This window comes from Methanospirillum sp. (genome assembly GCF_035560735.1).
In the GTDB taxonomy this organism is placed as follows: domain Archaea; phylum Halobacteriota; class Methanomicrobia; order Methanomicrobiales; family Methanospirillaceae; genus Methanospirillum.
This window is the reverse complement of the sequence record NZ_DATMYY010000343.1, coordinates 1-17,828: the sequence shown is the minus strand read 5'-3', so window position 1 is coordinate 17,828 and position 17,828 is coordinate 1. Positions and strand designations below refer to the sequence as shown.

22 protein-coding genes are annotated in these 17,828 nt (G+C 47.8%); 10 read left to right on the top strand and 12 right to left on the bottom strand.

What is annotated here, in order from left to right:
• Positions 1–336, top strand: a 336-nt coding sequence (locus VN429_RS10275; RefSeq protein WP_325632945.1) for a hypothetical protein, incomplete at its 5' end; no start/stop codon positions are given.
• 91 nt (positions 337–427) lie between these two features.
• Positions 428–1,684, top strand: a complete 1,257-nt coding sequence (locus tag VN429_RS10270; protein WP_325632943.1) for a TIGR02710 family CRISPR-associated CARF protein — start codon at positions 428–430, stop codon at positions 1,682–1,684.
• A gap of 31 nt (positions 1,685–1,715) precedes the next feature.
• Here VN429_RS10270 and VN429_RS10265 read toward each other — a convergent pair whose 3' ends face one another.
• Together VN429_RS10265 and VN429_RS10260 are read right to left on the bottom strand one after the other, a co-directional pair.
• Positions 1,716–1,946, bottom strand: coding sequence for a hypothetical protein (locus VN429_RS10265; RefSeq protein WP_325632941.1), 231 nt, complete (start codon positions 1,944–1,946; stop codon positions 1,716–1,718).
• A gap of 24 nt (positions 1,947–1,970) precedes the next feature.
• Complete coding sequence (locus VN429_RS10260) at positions 1,971–2,291, bottom strand: DUF2769 domain-containing protein (RefSeq protein WP_325632939.1); 321 nt, start codon at positions 2,289–2,291, stop codon at positions 1,971–1,973.
• 164 nt (positions 2,292–2,455) lie between these two features.
• Between VN429_RS10260 and VN429_RS10255 the strand changes: the two genes are divergently transcribed.
• Genes VN429_RS10255 through VN429_RS10230 form a run of 6 tightly spaced genes read left to right on the top strand, consistent with a single transcriptional unit; the run spans position 2,456 to position 6,261 of the window.
• The gene (locus tag VN429_RS10255) at positions 2,456–3,676 is read left to right on the top strand and encodes a YcaO-related McrA-glycine thioamidation protein (RefSeq protein WP_325632937.1); all 1,221 of its coding nucleotides are present in this window, start codon (positions 2,456–2,458) and stop codon (positions 3,674–3,676) included.
• Positions 3,630–4,307 carry a TfuA-related McrA-glycine thioamidation protein gene (locus tag VN429_RS10250; RefSeq protein ID WP_325632935.1) on the top strand — a complete coding sequence of 226 codons (678 nt, stop codon included), beginning with the start codon at positions 3,630–3,632 and terminating at the stop codon, positions 4,305–4,307. Before VN429_RS10255 ends, VN429_RS10250 begins: the two co-directional genes overlap by 47 nt.
• Positions 4,304–5,041 (top strand): HesA/MoeB/ThiF family protein, encoded by a 738-nt coding sequence (locus VN429_RS10245; RefSeq protein ID WP_325632933.1) that lies wholly within the window; start codon positions 4,304–4,306, stop codon positions 5,039–5,041. Before VN429_RS10250 ends, VN429_RS10245 begins: the two co-directional genes overlap by 4 nt.
• Positions 5,038–5,316: a MoaD/ThiS family protein gene (locus tag VN429_RS10240; protein ID WP_325632931.1), complete on the top strand. Its 279-nt coding sequence runs from the start codon at positions 5,038–5,040 to the stop codon at positions 5,314–5,316. The genes VN429_RS10245 and VN429_RS10240 overlap by 4 nt, the downstream gene beginning before the upstream one ends.
• Positions 5,317–5,733: a molybdenum cofactor biosynthesis protein MoaE gene (locus VN429_RS10235; RefSeq protein ID WP_325632930.1), complete on the top strand. Its 417-nt coding sequence runs from the start codon at positions 5,317–5,319 to the stop codon at positions 5,731–5,733. It abuts the gene before it with no gap.
• A 57-nt stretch (positions 5,734–5,790) separates the two neighbouring features.
• Positions 5,791–6,261, top strand: coding sequence for a GNAT family N-acetyltransferase (locus tag VN429_RS10230; RefSeq protein WP_325632929.1), 471 nt, complete (start codon positions 5,791–5,793; stop codon positions 6,259–6,261).
• 25 nt (positions 6,262–6,286) lie between these two features.
• Here the strand turns inward: VN429_RS10230 and VN429_RS10225 are convergent, their stop codons facing one another.
• The 5 genes from VN429_RS10225 to hxlA all read right to left on the bottom strand — a co-directional run bounded on the left by VN429_RS10225 (position 6,287) and on the right by hxlA (position 9,323).
• Positions 6,287–6,664, bottom strand: a complete 378-nt coding sequence (locus VN429_RS10225) for a nucleotidyltransferase domain-containing protein (protein ID WP_325632927.1) — start codon at positions 6,662–6,664, stop codon at positions 6,287–6,289.
• Positions 6,646–6,783 carry a HepT-like ribonuclease domain-containing protein gene (locus VN429_RS10220; protein WP_325632925.1) on the bottom strand — a complete coding sequence of 46 codons (138 nt, stop codon included), beginning with the start codon at positions 6,781–6,783 and terminating at the stop codon, positions 6,646–6,648. Before VN429_RS10220 ends, VN429_RS10225 begins: the two co-directional genes overlap by 19 nt.
• Complete coding sequence (locus VN429_RS10215) at positions 6,780–6,965, bottom strand: hypothetical protein (protein ID WP_325632923.1); 186 nt, start codon at positions 6,963–6,965, stop codon at positions 6,780–6,782. The genes VN429_RS10220 and VN429_RS10215 overlap by 4 nt, the downstream gene beginning before the upstream one ends.
• Before the next feature lie 38 nt (positions 6,966–7,003).
• Positions 7,004–7,945 (bottom strand): lysylphosphatidylglycerol synthase transmembrane domain-containing protein, encoded by a 942-nt coding sequence (locus VN429_RS10210; protein ID WP_325632921.1) that lies wholly within the window; start codon positions 7,943–7,945, stop codon positions 7,004–7,006.
• 91 nt (positions 7,946–8,036) lie between these two features.
• The gene (hxlA, locus tag VN429_RS10205; protein WP_325632919.1) at positions 8,037–9,323 is read right to left on the bottom strand and encodes a 3-hexulose-6-phosphate synthase; all 1,287 of its coding nucleotides are present in this window, start codon (positions 9,321–9,323) and stop codon (positions 8,037–8,039) included.
• A 174-nt stretch (positions 9,324–9,497) separates the two neighbouring features.
• Between hxlA and VN429_RS10200 the strand changes: the two genes are divergently transcribed.
• Positions 9,498–11,162, top strand: a complete 1,665-nt coding sequence (locus tag VN429_RS10200; protein ID WP_325632917.1) for a S8 family serine peptidase — start codon at positions 9,498–9,500, stop codon at positions 11,160–11,162.
• A gap of 39 nt (positions 11,163–11,201) precedes the next feature.
• Here VN429_RS10200 and VN429_RS10195 read toward each other — a convergent pair whose 3' ends face one another.
• Positions 11,202–11,714: a nitroreductase family protein gene (locus VN429_RS10195; RefSeq protein ID WP_325632915.1), complete on the bottom strand. Its 513-nt coding sequence runs from the start codon at positions 11,712–11,714 to the stop codon at positions 11,202–11,204.
• Between the two features lie 69 nt (positions 11,715–11,783).
• Positions 11,784–12,917 (bottom strand): DUF3821 domain-containing protein, encoded by a 1,134-nt coding sequence (locus VN429_RS10190; protein WP_325632913.1) that lies wholly within the window; start codon positions 12,915–12,917, stop codon positions 11,784–11,786.
• Positions 12,918–13,003: 86 nt separating this feature from the next.
• On the opposite strand from VN429_RS10190, the gene msrA reads away from it, so the two are divergent.
• The gene (msrA, locus tag VN429_RS10185; protein ID WP_325632910.1) at positions 13,004–13,474 is read left to right on the top strand and encodes a peptide-methionine (S)-S-oxide reductase MsrA; all 471 of its coding nucleotides are present in this window, start codon (positions 13,004–13,006) and stop codon (positions 13,472–13,474) included.
• 64 nt (positions 13,475–13,538) lie between these two features.
• Here the strand turns inward: msrA and VN429_RS10180 are convergent, their stop codons facing one another.
• The 3 genes from VN429_RS10180 to VN429_RS10170 form a co-directional block, all read right to left on the bottom strand.
• Positions 13,539–13,994: a response regulator gene (locus VN429_RS10180; protein ID WP_325632908.1), complete on the bottom strand. Its 456-nt coding sequence runs from the start codon at positions 13,992–13,994 to the stop codon at positions 13,539–13,541.
• Entirely contained in the window at positions 13,981–16,623 is a 2,643-nt protein-coding gene (locus VN429_RS10175; protein ID WP_325632906.1) for a PAS domain S-box protein, read from the bottom strand. The genes VN429_RS10180 and VN429_RS10175 overlap by 14 nt, the downstream gene beginning before the upstream one ends.
• 85 nt (positions 16,624–16,708) lie before the next feature.
• Positions 16,709–17,185, bottom strand: a complete 477-nt coding sequence (locus tag VN429_RS10170) for a hypothetical protein (protein ID WP_325632904.1) — start codon at positions 17,183–17,185, stop codon at positions 16,709–16,711.
• Positions 17,186–17,828 lie beyond the last annotated feature (643 nt).

The window sequence follows — 17,828 nt, the reverse complement described above, 5'->3', positions numbered from 1 at the left end:
ACTTTTATCTTCCTTAGTGGGTATCATATACCAGGAGAAGACGACAAGATGCTGGATATTGGATCTGATGTTCAGGGAGGGCTTCTGGTTGTCAGTTTTTTTATTCTACTTCAGATATCCTTCAAGTTTTTTCGATCAGGTATACCAAGACTTCGTGTAATTTTTCTATCACTTCTCTGCTATCTTTTATGGTTCTGCAGTTTCCTCTTAACCCTCACCGGAGATGGACACAGCCAGGGCATGCTCTGGGAGATCATTAGTTTCCTTGGAATGGCATCAACTCTCTTTGTCCTATTCATTGGAATTTACGAGATTCTGGCAAACCCGGGCATGTGATAACTGAAGCGTTGTTGAATGTGCAGGATCACTATATTGTATCGGAAGGAAGATTATCCATCCTGATCTATCTTCTCCGATGTACCTCCTCATGACGGTTGGGACCGGGATTGGTTCTGATACCGTTGATGCTATTGAGCGACTCGTCCGCTCATGCAGTTATGCAATCCACTTCTACAGGCCTGAGCATATTATCTATTTTTGCTCACCTGAAAGCAAAGAACTGGTCAGCAATATCGAGGAGGGATGCAAAAGGCTGTGGGGCCAGGAACCCCCGGAGTCTGAAGCATGCATAATCAGGGATCCAAATGATTTTTCCCAGTGTTTTGAGGTGATCTATGGTGTCTGTGTTCTCTTCCAGGAGTTTGAGATAGTCATTGATGCAAGTTCTGGAACGCGATCGATGACCATGGCAGCATCTATCGTATCATTTCTGACCCGGAGCCAGGTGGCACATGTTACCGGTGAAAAAAAGGGAGGTCTGGTGATTCCCGGGACTGAAAAGATGAAGGAGATGACTCTTTTTGCTGCCTATGATCGTCTCCGGTTTCATCAGGCAGTTGATCAGTTCAACAACAATCACTTTGGCAGTTCACTTGAACTGCTATCCGGACTCTCCACTATTCCTGAACGTGATCTCTATTATGCTCTTTTTCATGGATACTACTCCTGGGACAAACTGAACTATACTGAAGCATTCAGGTATCTGCAGCACGCTGATGACCTGACCGAGGGTGTAGCCCGGAACCGGGAATTTCTTCAAAAACTCCTTGAACTTGAGGCAAAAGGAGAGAATGGTTTTTCAAAAAAGGAACAGTGCAGATACAAACAGGAAAAATATCTCTATGTCCTTGTGGATCTTCTCAACAATGCTAAACGACGGATTGAGGGTGAACGATATGATGATGCGTTTGCACGACTCTACCGGGTGGTTGAACTCCTCTCTCAGGTCCTCCTGCTCAGCTGGAACATTGACGATATTGAAGGAAAGATCCATTTCACCGATCTTCGTAAGATTCTTCGGAGTAAGAAGGATGTCTCACTCTATGCCCGCAGGGCAGACAGGAAGGGAGTGATTCGTATTGGACTGCGATCAAAATTTATGCTGCTTGAAGATCTCGGGATGCAGGGTGCCGGAGAATATTATCTGCACCTTGAGCCTTTCCTTAGAATACGCAATGAATCCATCCTCGCTCACGGGCTTTCACCAGTACATGGCGACGAGGCACGGGAGATGTGGAATGAGGTTTTCACCATTACCCGGCGTGCATGCATTGATATGCCATTTGATCTTGAGCATCTCCTGGTGCAGTCTGCGTACCCACAACTTGAGACCCCGATGAATTAACAACTGAAGGTTAGTAAACAAAAGATTCGGGTTATAAACCCTCTAATGCCTGTTTAATCATCCCTTTTGCTTCATCAGGAATTTGGAACTGGTCAAGCATAGAGAGCAGGATATCAGTACCAATTTTTCTCCCTTCTGCACTTCCCATAAACTCTTTTATGGTTTTCATTCCTTCAGGAGATGAAATATACTCCTTGATCATCTGCTGTCCTTCAGGTGAAGAGAGAAACTTCTTCACCATGGCACCACCCACGTCAAACATCAGGTCTCCGGAAAAAAGATTAAATTACTCGGAGAGGGTGGATCCCCAGACCGACTGTTCGTATCGCTGTCCTTTCTCGTCTCCGCGTGTACAGAAATATTTGTACTCGAGACCGACCTCTTTAGATATTGGGCAGGTAGGACAGTTACACCCCTCTTCATATGAAATGCACATAAAACTTCTGCCAAGAAGACAGAAGAGTTTCTCCCGCTCAACAATAGCACACTTGTTGAAACTTGGGCATGTCGGGCAGATACATACCTTCTTCTTCTCCTCAACCAGTTTATCCTGCTCTGCCAGGGGGAGACTTTTCATCTCCTTGACCAGCGATACAAATTTGTCCATTACGATCCCTCGCTTGAGAACTTGCGTTTTTATTGTTATATATCTGTCTGTTGCTTCTGAATCTTTTGATCTATAGTGATTTTTATGCTGAATTCTCTTGAATTTTCAGTTTTCAGTCAGGATCAGATCTCTTTTCAGGGTTCAGAACCAACACGTAGTAATCAATGAAACTCGCTTCGTGCAGGAAACGGTACCAGCAGGAGACTCACCGGACGAAATCCCCTGAAGAAACCTACGCGATTATAAAGAATCTTGTTGCTCCAGCAGGAATTACCCGTGTTGCTGACATCACCGGACTTGACCGACTTGGAATCCCTGTTTTTTCATGTATCAGGCCGGATGCTGCCGAAGGATCAATATCTGTCTATAACGGGAAAGGGGCAACCGAGATGGCTGCACGGGTCTCAGCCATCATGGAAGGGTTTGAGCGGTACTCTGCTGAAATGCATGATCGTGTCCCGGTGATGGGAACAGTCGATCAGATGGCAGGCAGAAAGGATCTGATTGATCCCACCGAACTTATCCTGCCTAAAGGCGTTGATCTCACCTTCCCGATTCCCTGGTTTTCTGCAAGTGACATCATGCAGGAGAGTGATGTCCTTGTACCTGCTCATGCAATTTTTCATCCGATCAAGCGGAGTATGGGCCAGCTCTTCAGGACCAGCACCAATGGGATTGCATCAGGCAACACCCTTGAAGAGGCGGTGTTTCATGGCCTTTGTGAAATCATTGAACGGGATGCCTGGTCTCTTGCAGAGGCTGTGAATAAGGGCGGTCCTGTTATCACCGGAATTGAGAATCAGACTATTCTTTCTCTTCTGAATCGATTCAAAGAAGCTGGAGTTGAGATAATTCTTCGGGATATCTCAAGCGATATTGGCCTTCCTACTATTGCCGCAGTTGCCGACGATGTTACACTCAGAGATCCGACTCTTCTCTGTATCGGGATGGGAACTCATGCTGTCCCTGAAATTGCGATTCTCCGTGCCCTTACCGAGGCTGCACAAAGCAGGGCAACCCAGATTCACGGGGCACGTGAAGATACCCAGGACAGCCACATGAAACGGCAGATCGGATATGACCGGACAAAGCGTCTGAACAAGAAATGGTTTGAGACCGGTCAGACTATCGACTTTTCAGAGATGTACGCCTTTCGGTCAGAAGATTTCCTTGATGATATTGTATACACACTCAGGGAGCTGAACAAGGCAGGGATCAACCATGTCCTTGTCACTGATCTCACGAGACCTGAAATAGGAATTCCTGTCGTCAGGGTTATCGTTCCAGGGCTGGAACATTTTGCAATGGATTCTGAACGTATTGGAAATAGGTGCAGAAGTGCCAGACGTAATTATTTACCTGGGTCCAAGCCTGCCTCTGCATGAGGCAGAATTGATCCTACCTTCAGGATCAGCAGTCCAATACTGTCCGCCGGTAAAACGTGGCGATCTTGCCGGAGCCATTGCAGCAAAACCGAAGATCATCGGGATCATCGATGGCCTTTTTTTTGAGAATGCCTCGGTTGGTCATCGTGAGATCCTGGGAGCAATGAAAGCCGGGATCAGGGTGATAGGGGCATCAAGCATGGGCGCCCTTCGTGCAGCCGAACTCTCATCATTCGGCATGGAAGGAGTCGGTGAGGTCTATCGTCGTTATCAGGAAGGTGAGATTGAGTCTGATGATGAGGTTGCCCTAATCTGCGATCCCGTCTCAAACACCGCTCTCTCCGAGGCACTTGTCAACATCAGAATCACTCTGGAAAAAGCTGAATCATCTGGTATTATAAACCCGGAAGAACGGATGGCTTTGTTTTCAGAGGCGCAAAAACGGTATTATCCTGATAGGACCTGGACCCAGGTGATCAGGGGGGCTGGTCTCCCTTCTGACCGGACAGAAGAAATTCTCACCTGGGTCAAAACTTCCCGGGTGGAGCAGAAGCAGGATGATGCGAGAGCCGCTCTCAAATATATTGCCACATTGATACCTCTTTCCAAAAACCAGGATGAGATTTTATGAACACGACTGGTAACCGCTACTCAAGGCAGCTCCCACTCTTTGGAAGAGAGGGTCAGGAAAAACTTGCAGATGCAACAATTTTCATTGCAGGGGCCGGAGGACTAGGTTCCCCGGTTGCCACCTATCTTGCCATGGCTGGGATTGGCGAACTGATTATTGTTGATGATGATCTGGTGCAGGAATCGAACCTGAACCGCCAGTTTCTTCATACCAACCGGAACATCGGTATGAGAAAGGTTTACTCTGCAGCAGAGACCCTTGCAGCCCTTAATCCTGACCTTACGATAACAGCCATTCCTGAACGTATCACAGAACTGACAGTTGAAAACCAGACCGGTGATGCAGACATCCTGGTTGATGCAACAGATAATTTTGAAACCCGGTACCTGCTGAATAAAACAGCTTTTCAATCAGGAATACCCCTGGTACATGGGGCTGTTGAAGGTTTTTCAGGTCAACTGACCACGATTCTTCCAGGCGAGACCCCCTGTTTATCCTGCCTTTTTCACAAGGCACCTCCTGAACGCGATACTCCGGTGATCGGTGCGACCGCTGGTGTGATTGGATCTCTACAGGCCATGGAAGTAATCAAGTACATAACCGGATCTGGTCGTCTTATTGCAGGCAGACTTTTGATCTGGGATGGTCTGAGCGGAAGATCCGACTATCTTACTTTATCAACCCGACCAGACTGCCCTGTCTGCCAGACAGATCATGAGGAGGATTGCCCATGAAGATTACGATAATCTGCTATGCCCGGTTCAGGGATATATTTGGAGAAGAAACTCAAGTTGATCTTCCTGAGTCTGCATCAATTCTGGATGCTGTCAGACATCTTGCCAGTACAGCAGGATCTGATGCAGAGCTGCTGCTCACTTCTGAAGGATTGATCCAGGAGTACGTGATGATTGTGCATCAGGAAGCACGGATTCTCCCAGCAGAGGCAGAAAGCATCACGCTCACCGGTGGCGAGACAATAACTCTGTTTCCTCCGGTATCTGGTGGATAAATGATCGGGATAACACGCGATGACATTGATATCTCTGCTTTGATTGAGAGGGCAAGAAAACCAGAAACCGGTGGGATTGTGACGTTTATCGGAACAGTCCGCGATGATGGGTTTGAAGCCCTTGAACTTGAGGTCTGTGAAGAGATAGCAGTCAGGGATCTGAACCGGATCGCTGCTGAAGCCACAGAGCGTTTTTCTCTGAAATCGGTAGAGATCATCCACAGGAGTGGCAGACTTGCACTTACAGAGACGATCGTTGCAATTGTCTGTGGTGCGGGCCACCGCCAGGAGGCGTTTGCCGGCTGCTCATGGATTCTTGAGGAGATCAAAGTTTATGTCCCCATCTGGAAGAAAGATATCGGCGAATCCGGGACCTGGCACTTTACAGCTCCTGGTGATCAGCAGCCTCGATCGTAAAGGATCGTCTCTCCTGGGTCTCCCTTTTCTTTGTGTGCCTCTAATCTATGAGGAGATATGGACATCACAATCCGGGAAGCAACACCTGACGATGTTGCTATCATTGCCCGGTATAATCAGCTTATGGCGATGGAGACTGAAAAAAAGCTTCTTCATCCAGAAACTGTCGAAAAAGGAGTTTCCATTTTTCTTTCCCGGCCTGATAAGGGCTTTTACCTGATTGCAGAGTCATCCGGAACTGCCGCAGGGCAGTGCATGGTTACCTATGAGTGGAGTGACTGGCGATGTGGCGACTTCTGGTGGATTCAGTCTGTATATGTTCTCCCTGAGTTCAGGAGGAACGGGATTTTTTCAGCCCTTTATAATCAGATTCTGGAGCGGGCGTCATCAGATGATCTGGTAGCAGGCATCAGGCTGTATGTGGAGAAGCAGAACTTCACAGCACAGCAGACATACCTCAGTCTCGGAATGGATCACACCCATTATGCGATGCTTGAACGGGATTTTACCAAAAATCCTCTGAAGTAAGGGGCAATATCCCGGAATCCCTGTCTCATGGTGCTCCCGGCATCGGTGTCTGGTACCACCGTTGATCATCCCATCTCTTCCACCAGGGATACAGGTACTCAATGAGAGCATACGGGTCCGGGGATGTAATCAGAATTCCTTTTGAGAGAATTCTTATCTGCATGAAGAGCGGAAGCAGTTCAAATATCCTGATATCATATCTGTCCGCCCTGATGTGACGCCATGCCTGTTTTTGGAGCCAGACCGGATCCAGATCAGTTCCCGCAACAAGGCAGAGATCAGTATCACTTCTCTCGTCTGCCACTCCTTCTGCCTGCGAACCATAAAGGAACACTCCGGGAAGTTTCACCGGCAGAATTGCAAGTTCATGCAGTATCTCTACTTTCAAACTTTGCGGATCCATTCCTCGATCACCAGTATAAGCAAGCGAATATCAGGAAGTGACTTCTCGATTCCTGCCAGTGCAAGGACTTCATCAGTTCCGTTGTATCGGTGAATAATTCGGTTTCGAAGGCCGTTCATCTCACGAAGTAGTTGTTTCTGTTCAGCTGAGAAGAGAGATATCTTGTCAATGCCAGCACCGTCTTTGTGTCAGTGCTGCTTTTGTCATTACTGGACTCATTCAACCAGGTGTCTATGAGGTCTGCACGTCCATGGATCCAGAATACTTTATCCTGGTACCGAAGCCGGCGATCCTCATCCATGCATAGTGATCAGTTCTTCTTTGTAAAAACTCTGGCTTTTATTTCCCCACGGTCCTTAGAGCGTACCTGAAACCGACTACCAGGTGAAACCCGACTGTAAGGACCCTGTCAAGAAGAGCGATAGCAAGCCCGGCTGCTGCTGGTACGCCATACTGTGCAAATACTGCTACATACCCTCCTTCAACAAAACCAAGTCCAGATATTGAGAAAGGAATCAGTGCGAGGGCACTTATCAATGGTTGTATGAAGATTAACTCCTGAATTGGGATGACAAACCCTGCTGCCAGAGCAATGAGCACAAGACGCAGACTTTGAAGAGTCCAGATAAAGAGTGTGAAGAGAATAGATGACCCCATGGTCAATGCCGGATGAGAGAGTGCATCCATGGCTTCACCAAGATCAGTGGCAAACGAGGAGAGCCGGGGCATTCTGAAGATATGCACCAGGTTCAGCACGGCTGACCTCTTCACCCAGAATGCAGTAAGAAGAATGATAGGAATAGAGAGGAACGCGGTTACCATCAAAAGAAGGCCGGGAGAGTGAGCAGCTGAGAGGAGAAGAAGTCCACCGCACCCGAGGATGAAGATAGCAACAAAGTCACAATACCTGTCAAGAAAAACAGACCCGAGCCCTGCATGAGTTGGTACCCGATCACGGATCGTAAGGGGTCTTGAGATCTCCCCGACCCGGGCAGGGGTCATATCAGACATCAGGATTCCGGCAACAAACCCCTGGTATGTAACAAGGACAGGAACATGATAACTCATCTGCCTGAGAATAAATCTCCACCTGAGGGAGAGCAGAAGCAGAGTGATGGCATAGACCAGAACAGCGACAATGAGCAGGGAGATCTGAACTCCTGCCAGAGCGTCTATGATATCTTTTGGGTTGAACCTGAAGAGCAGCCATCCGATGATGATGATGCCGATTGTAATTTTAAGGACAGTCTTCAGCCAGGCAGGAATAGTATTGATCATCATGATGGAAAATGGTGAGATATGAGTCCTGTGAGAGATATTATGGATGTCTTTCTCAGTAGTCGTCAGATAACCTGATAAACAGATGGAAATGTTACTGCTTTTCCCACCTGAGCAGGTTCATGACCACAGCAAGGGTACTGCCATCGCGAATCTCTGCCCTGATGCGGTCTTCAGTCTTTTTTACCTCTAGAGATCTTCTGGCTACCTCGTATGCCCGCTCTTTTGGAACCACGACAACCCCGCTCTCGTCAGCAACGATCCAGTCACCAGGCCTGACTGTCTGGCCTGCACACCTGATCTCAGCATTGATCTCCCCGAATCCTTTCGGCTCACCCGCGTTTGGCACTGTTGCCTTTGCCCAGAGTGGGAAGTTCATCTTCCTGATATCATCTACATCCCTGACCGCACCATCGATGACAACACCGGTGACACCACGGTTCTTTGCTGAAAGGGTTGCGAGTTCTCCCCATGGAGCAACACTCGTCACCTCATCGTTGCTGATAACAAGGAAATCACCGTCCCTTGCTGTATTTATCGCCTCAACCGGTTTTGCCCAGTCCCCGCCGATGGTCTGCACAGTCACTGCCCGGCCGGTTGCCTTTGTCCCTGGACAGAGTGGAAAGAGCCCGTGCATGGCACCTTTCCGGTGCATCGCATCGGTTACATGAGGTGCAGAAACCATGCTGAATATTTTGCGAATCTCGCTCTCCTGATCAGGAGGCTGCCAGCCACCTTGCCCTGGGTTATCCAGAGAACTCCGGATCTCTCTGGCAGAGCCGGTGACATCAGACGCCCGGACGATCCAGCCCCCGACAATAACGATGTCTGCACCGATTCGAACAGCCTCACTGGCAATGGCAGAATCGATTCCCCCTGCAATTGCAATCTGAACTGAAACCGTTCCAATTATCTGAGTGAGAACATCCAGGGGGTTTTTACCGGTCATCTGCTGGTCGATACCGGTATGAACCGCGATGATGTCCACACCGAGTGTCTCAAGCTCCCTTGCACGTGCTTGTGGATCTGAAACGTTCAGAAGATCAGTCATGATCTTCACCCCGTATTTGGCACCTGCACGAACTGATTCTGCGATTACTCCGTCATCTGCTGAGCCAAGCACACAGACAACAGAGGCTCCTGCCTTTGCAGCCATCTCCACCTCAATGGCCCCGGTATCTGCTGTCTTCATATCCGCAACTATTGTTTTTCCGGGAAACGCTTTTGCAAGGGCTGTGACCGCTGCCATCCCCTCACTCTTGATAAGGGGGGTTCCTGCTTCCAGCCAGTCGGCACCTCCGGCAACAGCAGCCTCTGCAATCCGGAGTGCCCGATCCGTCTCGACCAGGTCAAGTGCAACCTGCAGGATGGGTGGATTCATGAGGTACAGATCTGCCTGACTGAAGGATAATCATTCCTTTCACTGAGTGGATAATCCCGTTCCCTGCAATGGTGGTAGTTCAAAAAATACCGCAGGTCTTTATGTCACTGCCATTCCAATATCCTACTACAGCAGGTCTTCCTTAATACAGACACTGGTGGGCGGGGATATCATATGATCAGTCAGCGAGAGCTCTGGAGTTCGCTCTTTGTTTTTCTTCTCTTAATATCCGCCGTTGTAGCCCATTCTGGGGCAGACGGCACGAACAGTTCTATAAGCAATTCTGTAAATGCGACATCAAATTCAACAACCAATCTGACCGATGCACCCTATGTGCCGGGCGAGATTATTATCAAGTATAAAAATACTGATAGCGTTTCTGCCATGAGTGTCCCGTCTGCCAAACTGGCAAGCCTGGGCGCCGGGGTTTCTGATGACTTCTCTGCCGAAGGCCTGAAAGGGATGCAGATGATCGATGTTGATACATCAATCTCGGTTGAGAAAGCCATTGAAGAGCTGAACAAGTCATCATATGTGGCATATGCAGAGCCGAACTATGTCATCCAACTCTCCCTGCCCTCAGAACCTGAACTCCCTAATAAAACAACTGCCGAATCTTTCGGCGCTGAATCAGTAACTGGTGCTCCTAATGATCCCCGTTTTTCTGAGCAGTGGGCCCTCTCCAATACTGGTCAGACGAGTGGAACATCAGGAGCAGACATAGGAGCGCTCTCTGCCTGGTCTGTGAGTACAGGTTCAGATTCTATCGTGGTTGCAGTCATTGATACCGGGGTTGACTACACCCACCCTGATCTTGCTGCCAATATCTGGACCAATCCGGGAGAGATAGCAGGGAATGGCATAGATGACGATGGGAACGGGTATATTGATGATGTTCATGGATGGGACTTCATCAACAACGACAACGATCCGATGGATGACAACGGTCATGGAACCCACTGTGCCGGAGTCATCGGTGCTGTAGGAAATAACGGGATTGGTATCAGCGGAGTTAACCAGAAAGTGAAGATCATGCCACTTAAGTTCCTGCGTGCAGACGGAAGCGGCGATGTTGCGGCATCGCTGAATGCGATTGCGTACGCAAGGAAGATGGGAGCAAATGTGATCAGCTGCTCCTGGGGTGGAACCGCAAAGAGTCAGGCTCTTGAGGATGCAATATCTGCGACAAACACACTGTTTGCATGTGCAGCAGGCAACTCTGGTGTCAACACCGATATCATACCTCAGTATCCGTCCTGTTTTACAGAAGCACAGGTCATCTCAGTGGCGGCCAGCAATGCCAAGGATGGTGTTCCGTCCTACTCAAATTACGGACCTGTGTCGGTTGATGTTGCAGCACCAGGCGACGGTATCCTTTCCCTGTATCCGACCTCGCTCGGCTCCCAGTACATGAGCATGAAAGGTACATCAATGGCAACGCCTCATGTTGCAGGTCTTGCAGCTTTGCTGCTTTCGAACAAACCTGGCCTCACCCCTGCTGAATTGAAGTCACTGATCATGAGTAATGTTGATACGATCTCTGCCTGGTCAGGAAAGACCGCGACTGGTGGGCGGATTGATGCAGGAAAAACCCTTTCAGCCCTGTCAGGAAGCTCTGTATCTGCCCTTCCCGGCCAGTCAAATAAACCAAAGGATCTCAATGGCGACGGGGTGTATGATGATATTAATGGGAATGGACGCCGGGATTATGCTGATGTTTCACTCTATTTCCAGTATCTGGACTGGATTAAATCTAATGAGCCGGTAACAGCGTTTGATATTTCCGGAAACGGAAGAATTGATTACAGCGATGTGGTAAAACTTTTCCAGGGCATCTGATTTTTAGAAAGCCCAAAAAAATATAATTTTGCTCAACGGTTACGCTTCTTCTTCTTTCCAGGTATCCATGAAAGAGACTTCATCAAGATGTTTCTTCTTTGGCATCGTGATCTCTTTGGGGAATCCGCCAGCGATCAGGGAGACCAGGGTATACTTATCTGGGACGTTCAGAAGTTTTCTGACTGGCTCTCCGTACTCTTTCTTGTCTCCGGCAACCCAGCAGGTTCCCAGACCATACCCCTGTAGACAGATTATTAAGTTTTCTGTTGCAGCGCAGCCATCCTCTAGGTAATACTTGGCGTCCTTCTCTCCAAATATTGCGAAACAGACTGCTGCGGTCTCAATAAACCGTCCATGATCTGTCAGATCAGCGATTTGTTTGAGCAGGGTCTTATCCTTGACAGCTCCAAAGAGCCAGGGCTGTAAGTTCATCGCCGTCGGTGCCAGCCGGGCACATTCGAGGGCTTCGTGGACGATCTCATCATCAACCGGTGCATCTGTGAAACTGCGGACACTTCGCCGCGATTTGATGAGTGTTGCCCCAAGATTCATGTGATATACTCTATCTGAATCCAAAAAAAGATTGAGGTTCCTGATTTCTGATCACATGTTTTCTATCTCTTAATATCTCTTTGGGGCTAGGCAGAGTGCTGCCATGGAGGCGAAGATTGCAATGATTGCACCCGGTGCAGAGAGAGGTGTAGATTTTGTCTGGGTAGGAACCGGTGAAGCCGATGCTGGAGTATCTGTTGGTGCCTGAGATACCTGTATTGTGGCAGATGCTGAAAGCGGTGACTGGGTTGCGGCCGGTTGAAGGGAAGCGGCTGGAACCGGAACCTCTGTCTGCTGTGTTGTGGCTCGAGAAGTCCCTGAAGGTGATGGTGAGGCCATGCTGCTTTGGGGCAGTGGAGCTGCTGCTCCTGTGGTCATCGTCTGTAAGGGAGTTGGCTTGATCGTTGGTGCCCGGGTTATTTTCTCTCCGGCGCCTGTAGAGTTAGAACCAGTCTCTATCTCCACTTGTCTGCCTGAATTTGACAGCGGGTTTATGTCCTGTATCAGCACCGTGATAGGTTCTGATACCCCTGTTCCCGGGTCAGCACTATTTGAATCAAGTTCATTTGCTGTGCATTTAGCCTGGATTGTATAAGTACCGGAATCTGTCCCGCCTGTGTTCCAGACCGGCCCTGTGTCGTACAGTGATGAACTGACCGGAATTCCTTTGAGACTGAATGAACCTGAGGGGCCTGAAACAGTTGAATATTCGCTCCTGGTGGGAGTTGTAATGATGATATCCACCGGGGCTCCGGAAATACCGCCCCGCGACCTGATTTCGTACAGGTTGCTCTCGATCTGAAATGATGCCAGATGGCCCCGGGGCAGCCATTTGCCTGTGGCGTCAAAGTCAGAGGTCGTATCCCTTATTTTCACTTTCAGTTTCGGTTGCTTGATCTTCATCACTGGTGTCTTTGTTGTGAGTGTGTACCAGATTCCTTCTTTTCCTGAAAACGTTGCACCAAGTGCTGAGAACCTGGCAGGGTTTGAGACCGTGACCGTATCTGACGGAGTCTCATCAAGTGAGGTCCCCGGAGCCCACCAGGCGATATGACTTCCTGAACTGACTCCTGATCCACTAATATCAAGGTTTTCTTCACCGATGAAAACAGTCCCGCCAGGAGGGACAGTTTTGATGTCACCCAGTACCGGAGAGAATAGTGTGAGAATGATACAGATAGTAACTGGTATCCATAATCGCATGATGCAATCAGGTTTCTTCTGGTGTAAATAGGTTTACCTGGTGAGCATGTAACACCCTGATAAACCCGTGCATCAAACCTACCCGCATGGCTATTGCTACCGTTGCAGCTGGATGTTTCTGGGGTGTTCAGGCAGCATTCCAGCAGATACCTGGCGTCCTTGCTACCCGGGTGGGCTACACTGGAGGAACGATGTCAAACCCAACCTACCGTGATGTCTGTACTGACAAAACCGGGCATGCTGAAGCTGTACAGATTGAGTATGATCCAGAGAAGGTTTCTTACCGGCAGTTGCTTGAGATCTTTTTTCATCTCCACGATCCGACACAGGTGAATCGGCAGGGTCCTGACGAGGGAACCCAGTACCGGTCTGTGATATTCTATGGATCAGAGGAGGAGAGAGACTGTGCAACCAGAATGATAAGCGAGATCAATCAGTCCGGATTATTCAGCTCACCAGTTGTTACAGAAGTTGTTCCTGCAGAAACATTCTGGCAGGCAGAAGAGGAGCATCAGTCATATTTCCTGAAAATGGGAAGGCGGTACGGCGGACTGTAGTGAAAATCAGATAGCGATCTGGATGATTGACTCCCGGTGGTGTTATAAAGAAGATACTGCGGGTTCAGTTTCCGGTATGGACCATTGGCCGGTTCATGTTTCGCCAGTAATTGATAAGTTCACGAATTGTCTCAGCATACTTCTCGAACTGGACAGGCTTTACAACATAACTGTTAGCCCCGAGCTGGTAACTCTTCACAACATCGATGTCCTGGTTTGATGATGTGAAGACAACTACCGGGTGGGTCACACTGCGCGGATTTTCCTTGAGCGCTTTAAGTACCTCTATCCCGTCTATGAGTGGCATTTTTAAATCAAGGAATATTACGACAGGATATTCCTGAGCCTGTCCCTCATATTTTCCAGTACCTAAAAGATATTCGAGTGCTTCCCTTCCGTCAGGAAAAACACGCACCTGATCCCCCATATCGATCCATTCAACGACATTGAGGAAGAGTTCTGCGTCATTGGGGCTATCCTCAATGAGGATTAATTCCAGTCCTGCGTCACTTCGTGCCATGTACTGTTCCTACCGTGAAAAAGAAGGTTGTTCCAAATCCTTCTTCTGATATGACTCTGATGTGCCCGCCATGCCTGATTATTACCCTTTTTACTATTGCAAGTCCAACGCCAGTTCCTTCGTACTCCCCTGCAGGATGCAGCCTCAGGAACACGTCAAATATCTTATTTGCATATTGCATATCAAAACCTATCCCATTATCCTGAACAAAGTACTCGGAAACACCACTTGAGATCGTGTATCCGACCCTTATTTTTGGCTTGTGCTGTTTTTGTGAAAACTTCATCGCATTAGACAGAAGCCTCATGAGTACCTGTCTGAGCATGAGGAGATCACCGTGAGCCGGTGGGAGTTCATCGATTGTTACCTCAAACCTGACGAGGGAGTAAGAACTCATGAGTTCGCTTGAGACTTCCTCTGCAATAACCTGCATGTTAACGCTGGTCAGTTCGATCTGCCGCCGTGACATTTGAGAAAAGGTGAGGAGGTCATCGATCAACAGGTCCATGAACCTGATATTTTCGTGAATTTTGCCAAGATAATGAGCGGTATCTGATTGCTTATCAGGATCTGTTTTCAGGGTTAAAATGTGGGCAAACCCGTCGATGGCTCTGAGAGGAGCTCTAAGGTCATGGGAGATTGTGTATGTGAATGAGTCGAGTTCATGTATGATCGTCTCAAGTTCCTGAGTTCTGATCCTGACTTCATGCTCAAGCATCTGATTCATATTCTGTTGTGCAATCTCTGCCCGATGTTTGTCTGTGGTATCCCTGATAATGGTGACAATCTTCTCAACCCTTCCATCAAGCCAGATTGGAATCTTGCGAGTTTCCGCATGGATTATCACGTTTCCCTGATTCAGAATATCTTCGGAGATCAACGTCCTTCCGGTTTCAAAAACCTCAATATATTCTGCCTTGATCTTTTCATCCAGAAACGGAAAAACATCAAAGAGGTTCTGATTGATAAGTGATTCAGCAGTTGGAAGATCTATCCAGACATGGAATGCATTATTTATCAGAAGTATGGTATATGACCGGTCAATCACGTGAACCCCATCAACCATCGCGTTAATTGTTGACCGGTAGAGGAGATCTGATGCACGAAGGTTTTCTTCAAGCAGTTTCAGGTTGGTGATATCCCTGCCTACTGACTGGTATTCAAACACTGTCCCATCTTCCCCAAAAATCGCAGTATCGTTCCACTGGACCCACCTGATGGTTCCATCATGGCAGAGTACTTGCTGTTCTATTGTTGCTGATGGAGTTTCCCTATTTAACAATGAGAGGTGAGTAGCCATAATCTGCCTCTCTTTTTGTGTCATCTCTGGGGTAAATCGTGAACTAAGCATTTCATCGATGCTCTTTCCAAAAAATCGTGCGTATGCATCGCTCACAAACAGGTGACTCCCGTCAGGTTTGAACCTGCATATGAGCTCTGCTTGTGTCTCTACCACTTTGCGATATCGCTCTTCACTATGGAGAAGTTTCTCTTTTTCTTGTTTGAGATCATATACCAGTGTTCTAATACTTGAAACAAGTCTTATCGTGCTCTCCTGAAGACTGCGAAGCTCGATACTGGCACCGGTTCTGATGGTGTGATCGAGGTTTCCACATGCCACTTTGTCGACGTCTTCGACGAGATCTTCAATCGGTCGTGTTATCCTTCGTGAGAGCTGCACAGAAAGCAGCATACCACATATGATGATTATCAGAGCAAGAATGAGATGATTTACGAGTATGCGGTTTAATTTGTCCTCAAGACGATTGTTCTGATACGTGATCTCTGCAACAAGACTCATATCAGCGCCATAGAATCCGTTACGCATATCAATAAGGAGGTATTTTACGACCGACTTATTCTCGGGAAATTCAAACTCTCGACTTTGACGATCAGCGAAAATACTACTGATGATTGAACGTTCCTCGTCTGTTGCGTTATAACTTGGATCACCAACAAGCCTGAAATTTTTTCTAAACAGCCGGGCATGATCGATATCAGGATTGATCTCTTTGATCTGATTCATAACCCTGCGATAATCGAGACGCAACCCCTGCTGTCCGAACTCTGGCTTACTGTATGCAAGTTCCATGACATACTTGTGATCAGGCGTTGGCATGTACGCATACTTTGTCAGGTTCCCGGTATAGTAGTCAGGTACAATCCTACCCGGGTACATTCTGCTCGTATTTCCGATCCTATTTAAAAATTCTACAAAGTCAGGAGAAACAATATTAAAATCTAGCGTCTGATTAAGAGGTTTTGAGCTTTGTACAACAACAGCAGAATGGTTGATGATGGAGATCTCCATCCCAAGTTGCTGGTTGAGATCCTGCAGGTCTATTTGAGAGAGATCTCCACCTGTTTTATTGTACTTCTCCATCGCCAGTGAGAACCCGTTCTCCATCTTGCCATTAAACGAGTTATCATAGTTCTCAAGCCCGGCATTGATGATGCGAAACGAGGTGTTGATCATCTGTTCAGAGTGATCTCTGAGTCTTAGAGAATTATCCTGGACAGCCCCTGCCGTTATGAAATAATTGATCAGAATAATTCCTGTAACGATGAGTACTACGATGCAGAAGATAATGAGTGATATCTGCTGGGACAGTCTCCATCTCTCTAACATTCTCTCTCCTATCCGGTTCTACACCTGATCTGGTTGTTTCCCACGTAGCAGGATAACACTTCCTCAAGGAGTCCCATAGCGATCATCACCCCTCTTCAAACTCCTCCTCTTCTCCGGAGTTTTCATCGTATGATTGGTCAAACTCTCCCTGGTCCTGGTCAGCGACGGGAACATTCTGCATGATAAGATCCCAGGCCTTTTCATCACCTGCATACACTTCAGGCCATGGATCGTATTGGCTCAATGCTGCAAGAAGAGTCCGGACTGTGGCCTCAAGAGAAACATTCCTGGTCTCAAGTGTGGAAATCCTAGCCCGAAGCTCTTCATTGTGGTAACTTTTTGTATCCGCGTTTTCACCGGATGTCAGCACAGCCCCGATGAACCTGTCCATTATTTCATCTGATGGCCAGAAGAGCAGGAATCGTGATGGTCCAAGGATGTGTAAGAGACTTGAAATATCATCGTGTGTGATATCCAACCTGTCTCTGGTGATTATTAAACCGGCAGCATCGCTGCTCTGAAAGTAATCATTTACTTGTTCAAGGCTCTTTACCTGCACCACCTACCTCTCCTGATCATCTTTTGCCTGATCCGGTTTTTTCGTTGGTGTTTTTTTTCCAAGGATCAGAACAGGTAATCCCGGGCTGGCAGGTTTATCTGCGATAGGCCTCACCACTGGCAGAGATTCGTATTGGTGATCGTATATTGTATTGCACGTACCAGAGATCGATGCCTCATCAGATGAGCCCTCCGATTCTGATCAAGGAGTGGGCTTGGTTATTGCAACTAAGTAAAAAAGATATACAAGGTTGAGATTACATTTTCCTGAAGTGGGAATGCGCTGATCAGTGAAAGATATTTACCTCATTTTCACTGCTTCAGGCATAATTTGCCGGGTGTATCTTTCAGAGCACTATCTCGATGATTGTTCCTTGAAGCTGATGGTTACCCGGTTTCCGGGCAGTTAACCGGTATATCCATCATTTATGCCATTGAAATTTGCTGTTGTGAAGATCCACACTCTCCACACAGAGATTTCGATCCGATCTTCATAAAAGACCGGATCTCCAGTGGCATGGTTGTACTTGAGTGTTCAGCCCTCCTGATAAGGGCAGGTCTTTATGGTACAGATGTGCTGATAAGGATTTTCTTTGCAGTATTGCATGGCATCTCTGATAGTCGGAAGGATGGTTCACCCGATTTGC